The organism is Ferruginibacter sp., assembly GCF_031391665.1.
In the GTDB taxonomy this organism is placed as follows: Bacteria; Bacteroidota; Bacteroidia; order Chitinophagales; family Chitinophagaceae; genus Ferruginibacter.
Window position 1 is genome coordinate 1 of the sequence record NZ_JANMUN010000105.1, and the last position, 6,616, is coordinate 6,616.

Consider the following 6,616-nt stretch of genomic DNA (forward strand, 5'->3'; position numbering starts at 1 on the left):
TCAGCTCCACCTGGGCATTGGTGTTTGAAATGGTGATTGCAGGAATAGCTGTAATAAGCCTGTTTGCAATTTTAGGATTGGTGCTGGTAATTATGGAAAGAAAAGTGAGTGCATGGATGCAAATACGCCTCGGGCCAAACCGTGTGGGGCCAAAAGGGCTGTTACAATCGTTTGCGGATACCCTAAAATTATTAACTAAAGAAGGATTAACACCCAACGGCGCCGATAAATTTTTATTTAACCTGGCGCCATTTATTGCCATGATAGTGGCCATGTTATTAATGGCACCTATTGCATTTGCCAGCAACTTTCAATTGTGGGATTTAAATATTGGGGTGTTATATGTATCGGCAGTGTCTTCTATTTCGGTAATAAGTATTTTAATGGCGGGCTGGGCAAGCAATAATAAATATTCGCTGATGGGTGCCATGCGCAGCGGTGCACAAATTGTAAGTTATGAGTTGAGTGCAGGACTTTCCATTTTATCGATTGTTGTTTTAACCGGCAGTTTAAATTTAACCGACATTATACAATCGCAACAAAATGGCTGGTGGTTATTTAAAGGGCATATCCCGGTAATAATTGCTTTTGTAATTTTTTTAATTGCAGTAACGGCGGAGACTAACCGGGCACCTTTTGATTTGGCCGAAGCTGAAAGTGAATTGACTGCAGGCTTCCACACCGAATACAGCGGAATGAAGTTTGCGTTATTTTTTTTAGCAGAATATGTAAATGTATTTATAGTTTGTGCCATTGGCGCTACATTATTTTTAGGCGGCTGGATGCCTTTTCATATTGGCAACTGGGAAGGTTTTAATCATGTGATGGATTATATTCCGTCGAGTATTTGGTTTATGGGCAAAACGTTTTTTTTAATTTTTGTTATCATGTGGTTTCGCTGGACTTTTCCGAGGTTACGTATTGATCAGTTATTAAATTTAGAATGGAAATATCTGTTGCCCATTAGTATGTTTAATATTTTATTGATAACAGTGATGGCGATATTGGGGTGGCATTTTTAGCCCCTCCGCCCCCTGAAGGGGGAACTTGAAAGAGTAAAATAAATTAAAGCACTTTCAAATATTGGAGTGCTCAACAAAAATAATAATTTAACAAAAGAAAGCCCCTTTAGGGGTTTGGGGCTTATGTTTATAAAAAACTACATAAAAGAAATTTACGGCGCAGTAAAATCTATGCTGATTGGTATGCGGCGTACGGGTTATTATTTTACCCATCATAAAGAAATTATAACCGAACAATATCCTGATAACAGGGAAACATTGAATTTACCCGAAAGATTTAAAGGCGAAGTGGTAATGCCGCATGATGAAAAAAATGAACACCGTTGCACTGGTTGCCAGGCTTGTGAACTGGCTTGCCCCAATGGCACCATTAAAGTGATTTTTAAAAATGAAGTAACGCCGGAAGGCAAAAAGAAAAAAGCGATTGATAAATTAGTATATCATTTAGAATTGTGTACCATGTGTAATCTTTGTGTGGTGGCTTGTCCGAGTGATGCGATTGTGATGGCGCAAACTTTTGAACACAGTGTTTTTGACAGGGCAGAGTTGACGAAGATTTTGAATAATCCCGGATCGAAGATTATGGATGGAGTAGAATAATGAATAATTGAATAATGGATAATTAATAATGAGCGGATCTACAATTATATTTTATTTACTTGCAGCGCTTACTTTGGGTAGTGCATTGCTTGCCGTTACTACACGGCAGATATTTCGGGCTGCTATTTATTTATTGTTTGCTTTAATTGGGATTGCCGGATTTTATTTTTGGTTGCAATACGAATTTATTGCAGCAGTGCAAATTGTAGTATATGTGGGTGGCATTGTAGTACTCATCATCTTTTCTATTTTTTTAACACAGCAGGCAGGTGACAAAATGCCGCAACAGAAATTGGGCAGGCAATTGTTTGCAGCTTTAGCTGCTTTTTGCGGACTGGCATTGGTAATGGTGCAATTGTACCAGCATAAATTTATTGGCACTACTGCAACTGCTGTTGAACCAAGTGTAGAAAATATTGGCAACCAAATGTTAGGCACTGAAGTGGGTGGTTATGCATTGCCTTTTGAAGTGGTGAGTATTTTATTATTAGCAGCTTTAATTGGCAGTATCGTCATCGCATTACGAACTAAAACAGAAATCATTTAATGCATCCCGGGTTAAACGAAATATTATTCATCAGCGCTGCACTATTTTTTATTGGTGTATACGGTTTTTTTACAAGAAGAAATTTGGTAACGATGCTGATGAGTATTGAACTTATTTTAAACAGTGTAAACCTGAATTTTATTGCCTTCAATAAATATTTGTGGCCCAATAAAATGGATGGTTTATTTTTTACCATTTTTATTATTGCTATTGCTGCTGCCGAAGCTGCCGTTGCAATTGCTATAATTATAAATTTATACAGAAGTCATAGATCGATTGATGTAGAAAATGCGGAGGAGATGATGTATTAGGAGCCCAGCCCCTATAGGAAGAAAAAGCCCCATCCTATCCTTCCCCGAAGGAGAAGAGAAAAGGAGAAGATTGAAGCGAAGAAAGGCAACAATATTTTAAGGTGAATAGCAGGAAATTAAACCAAGAACTAATGGTGTTGTAAAGATGAATAATGATAAAATGTTGAAATGCTTAATTACTAAAGTTCAAAAATAAACAAATACCCGGCCTCCCTCTCTTTTGGAGAGGGAACGAGGGTGAGGTCATGATGCCAAACAATTTTTACATACTGCTTATTCCTTTACTGCCACTGGCAGGTTTTTTATTATTGGGATTATTTGGAAGAAAGTATTTTAAAAACACTTCGGGCATTATTGCTACAGCGTTCATGTCGGTGTCAACAGTTTTGGCAATTTACGTGGCTTATGAATATTTTTCAAATTACTGTGCTGGTAATTACCCAAGAATAATTGCATTTAAATATACCTGGTTACAATTTTCTGAAAATTTGTCCATTGATATGGGGGTAATGTTAGATCCCATTTCGATGATGATGATTGTAGTGGTAACTTTTATTTCTTTGATGGTGCACATTTACAGTTTGGGGTACATGAAAGGTGATGAACGCTTTGCAACTTATTATGCATTTTTAGGATTGTTTACTTTCTCCATGTTAGGTTTAGTAGTGGCTTCCAATATTTTTCAAATGTATATTTTTTGGGAGCTGGTGGGTTTGTCTTCTTTTTTATTGATTGGTTATTATTACGATAAACCTGCTGCTGTTGCCGCCTGCAAAAAAGCTTTTATCGTAACACGATTTGCAGATGTGGGATTTTTAATTGGCATTTTAATTTTATCTTTTTATTCCGGCACATTAGATTTTAATACTTTAATTGCAAACTTAACTTCGCCTGAATCCACAGCATTAAAAAATATTTTATCCGCATCTTTCCTTGGTATTTCTGCATTAACTTGGGGATTAGTTTTAGTTTTTATTGGTGGCGCCGGAAAAAGTGCGATGTTCCCTTTACACATTTGGCTGCCCGATGCCATGGAAGGCCCCACTCCTGTTTCGGCATTAATACATGCAGCTACCATGGTGGTTGCAGGAGTTTTTTTAGTAGCAAGATTATTTCCTGTGTTTGCAATTGCTGCTCCCGATGCATTAGAGATTGTTGGTTATGTGGGTGCATTCTCTGCTTTATTTGCTGCCATTATTGCCTGCACACAAACTGATATAAAAAGAGTACTGGCATACTCCACCATGAGCCAGATTGGTTACATGATGTTTGCATTAGGCGTTTCGAAATATGGTGGCGAAGATGGACTCGGATACACTGCATCCATGTTTCATTTGTTTACACACGCCATGTTTAAAGCATTACTATTTTTAGGCGCCGGTGCAGTAATACATTATGTACACAGCAACGAAATGAAAGACATGGGTGGCTTGCGAAAATATTTGCCCATTACTCATATCACTTTTTTAATTGCCTGTTTGGCTATTGCTGGTGTACCGCCCTTTGCAGGTTTTTTTAGCAAAGAAGAAATTTTGCTTGCTGCCTATCACAACAACACTGCTATTTATTATGTGGCTTTAATTACTTCGGGGCTTACAGCTTTTTATATGTTTAGATTATACTTTTCTATTTTCTGGAATAAAGAAGCACACTTACACGGCGAACATAAAGGCGAAGGCGGTTTTGCAATGATGCTGCCATTACTATTATTGTCCGTTGGTGCAGCCGCTGCAGGATTTATTCCGTTTGGAAATTTTGTTAGTTCGGATGGAAAACCATTGGCTTCTGAATTTTATCTGAGCTTTTCTATTGCGCCGGTGTTATTGGGATTGATTGGAATTTTTACAGCCATGTGGTTGTATAAAAAAGAAAATAGCAAGCCGGATAAAATAGCAGCCTCATTAAATGGTTTATACAAATCGGCTTATCATAAATTTTATATCGATGAGATTTATCTATTCATCACCCAAAAAATAATTTTTAATTTAATTGGAAGGCCGGCAGCGTGGTTCGATAAAAATATTGTGGATGGATTAATGAATGCAACAGGCAACACTACACAACTGATTTCTGAAAAAATAAAAGGCATACAATCGGGTAAAGTGCAGCAATATGGTATTTATTTTTTAGCAAGTGTAATTGGGTTGGCGGTATTGTTTATTTATTTATGGAAGTAAGCAAAGGAAGTCAAGCTTTAAAAGCTTGACTTCCTTATAAAAAACATTAAGAAAACATCAGCATGAATTTATTGTTATTATTAGCGGTTCCATTACTTACAGCTTTGTTTGTTTTATTGTTGAAGAATAAACAACAAATAAGATGGACTGCTTTTATTGGCGCAGGTATTCAGTTGGCATTATCTGTTGGCTTATTTTCTGCTTACAACACTGCCAGGGTAAATGGACAAAATGCCCACTTTATTTTTGAACAGCAATACAACTGGTTTCCCAGCTGGAATATCAGTTTACATTTTGGCGTTGATGGCATTGCTGTTGCAATGATATTATTAACAGCATTTGTGGTGATTGCAGGAGTTTTAGTATCGTGGAATGTAGAAAAAATGACGAAAGAATTTTATTTTTTGTTACTCTTGTTAAGTTTTGGGGCGTATGGATTTTTTATTTCTTTAGATCTCTTTATACTTTTCTTCTTTTTAGAAATTGCAGTAATACCAAAATATTTATTAATTGGTATTTGGGGAAGCGGCAAAAAAGAATACAGTGCCAACAAACTGGCGTTGCTGTTAATGTTTGGTTCGGCATTGGTATTAGTAGGTTTATTAGGAATGTATTTTGGCGGTGCCGGCAAAACTTTTGATTTGCTGCAATTAGCGGCAACAAATATTCCTGTAAAAACACAATTGATATGTTTTCCTTTATTGTTTGTTGGCTTTGGTGTGTTCACCGCATTGTTTCCTTTTCATACCTGGGTGCCCGATGGACATTCCTCCGCTCCTACTGCCGGATCAATGTTTCTTGCAGGCATTTCTATGAAGCTGGGCGGCTATGGTTGTTTACGTGTAGCCACTTACATTATGCCCGATGGCGCAAAAGAATACGCCAACATCATTATTGTATTAGCATCCATTGCCATTTTGTATGGTGCCTTTGCTACTATGATGCAAAAGGATTTAAAATATATTAACGCCTATTCTTCGGTTAGCCATTGTGGTTTTGTATTGTTAGGCATTGGGATGTTAACTAAAACTGCCATCACTGGTTCGGTAATGCAAATGGTGAGTCATGGTTTGATGACGGCTTTATTTTTTGCAGTTATAGGAATGATTTATGAACGCACCCACACCAGGCAAATAAATGAAATGGGTGGACTATTAAAAACCATGCCTTTTATTTCAACCGTTTTATTTATTGTGGGATTGTGTTCTTTGGGTTTACCTGGCTTAAGTGGTTTTGTAGCTGAGATGACCATTTTTGTTGGCTCCTGGGAACATGCAGATAATTTTCATCGCATTGCAACTGTTGCTGCCTGCCTTAGCATTGTAGTTACGGCGGTTTATATTTTAAGAGCAGTAGGCAAAACTGCCATGGGACCAATAAAAGAAAGTTTTAGTAATTTAACTGATGCAAAATGGAATGAAAAGTTAGCCGCCATAATTTTAATTGCAGGAATTTTAGCTATTGGTATTGCACCATTTTGGCTGAATGATTTAATAAAGCCGGGTGCAGCAATAATTATGCAAAAGATACAGGCAGTAAAGTAATGGCAGAACGTCGAAATTTTATTTCGACCCCCTTTAAAATCGAAATGAAATTTCGATGTACTATAAGCAACCCTGTAAGGTTTTAAAAACGGTATAGGTTTATAAAAATAACAAATGAGTGAATTTATTACCATAATGAAAAGTGAACTGGTACTTACCGGTATCATATTCTTTTTACTTTTTGTTAAACTGGGCAAGGGTATAAAAAATGATACGCTGTTATCAATAATACAGCTGCTGTTATTGCTGAATTTTATTTTTGGATTTTTAATGAATGTAGATGGCAACCTGTTTGATAATATGTATCAAACTACTCCCTTAATCGCTTTTGAAAAAAGCATTTTGAATTTGGGAGTGTATTTAATTACCTTATTATTTGCCGGCTGGTTTAAAAAGACAGACAACTTAGCTGAAT

General features: G+C 36.8%; 7 protein-coding genes. All 7 read left to right on the plus strand.

Annotated elements, in window-relative coordinates:
- A partial coding sequence (nuoH, locus tag ACY651_RS08355) for an NADH-quinone oxidoreductase subunit NuoH (protein WP_462251611.1) occupies window positions 1-1,022 on the plus strand: 1,022 nt, incomplete at its 5' end.
- Window positions 1,023-1,088: 66 nt separating this feature from the next.
- Window positions 1,089-1,622, plus strand: coding sequence for a 4Fe-4S binding protein (locus tag ACY651_RS08360; protein WP_462251613.1), 534 nt, complete (start codon window positions 1,089-1,091; stop codon window positions 1,620-1,622).
- 28 nt (window positions 1,623-1,650) lie between these two features.
- Window positions 1,651-2,169 carry an NADH-quinone oxidoreductase subunit J family protein gene (locus tag ACY651_RS08365; protein ID WP_462251615.1) on the plus strand — a complete coding sequence of 173 codons (519 nt, stop codon included), beginning with the start codon at window positions 1,651-1,653 and terminating at the stop codon, window positions 2,167-2,169.
- Window positions 2,169-2,480: an NADH-quinone oxidoreductase subunit NuoK gene (gene nuoK / locus ACY651_RS08370; RefSeq protein WP_462251617.1), complete on the plus strand. Its 312-nt coding sequence runs from the start codon at window positions 2,169-2,171 to the stop codon at window positions 2,478-2,480. Before ACY651_RS08365 ends, nuoK begins: the two co-directional genes overlap by 1 nt.
- 245 nt (window positions 2,481-2,725) lie before the next feature.
- Complete coding sequence (gene nuoL, locus ACY651_RS08375) at window positions 2,726-4,657, plus strand: NADH-quinone oxidoreductase subunit L (protein WP_462251619.1); 1,932 nt, start codon at window positions 2,726-2,728, stop codon at window positions 4,655-4,657.
- A 62-nt stretch (window positions 4,658-4,719) separates the two neighbouring features.
- Window positions 4,720-6,201 (plus strand): complex I subunit 4 family protein, encoded by a 1,482-nt coding sequence (locus ACY651_RS08380; RefSeq protein WP_462251621.1) that lies wholly within the window; start codon window positions 4,720-4,722, stop codon window positions 6,199-6,201.
- A gap of 114 nt (window positions 6,202-6,315) precedes the next feature.
- The coding region (locus ACY651_RS08385) for a hypothetical protein (protein ID WP_462251623.1) at window positions 6,316-6,616 on the plus strand (301 nt) is incomplete at its 3' end.

Coding starts and splice junctions, on each gene's coding strand:
- ACY651_RS08365 (WP_462251615.1), top strand. CDS start 1,651: ATGAGCGGATCTACAATTATATTTTATTTACTTGCAGCGCTTACTTTG.
- nuoK (WP_462251617.1), top strand. CDS start 2,169: ATGCATCCCGGGTTAAACGAAATATTATTCATCAGCGCTGCACTATTT.
- nuoL (WP_462251619.1), top strand. CDS start 2,726: ATGATGCCAAACAATTTTTACATACTGCTTATTCCTTTACTGCCACTG.
- ACY651_RS08380 (WP_462251621.1), top strand. CDS start 4,720: ATGAATTTATTGTTATTATTAGCGGTTCCATTACTTACAGCTTTGTTT.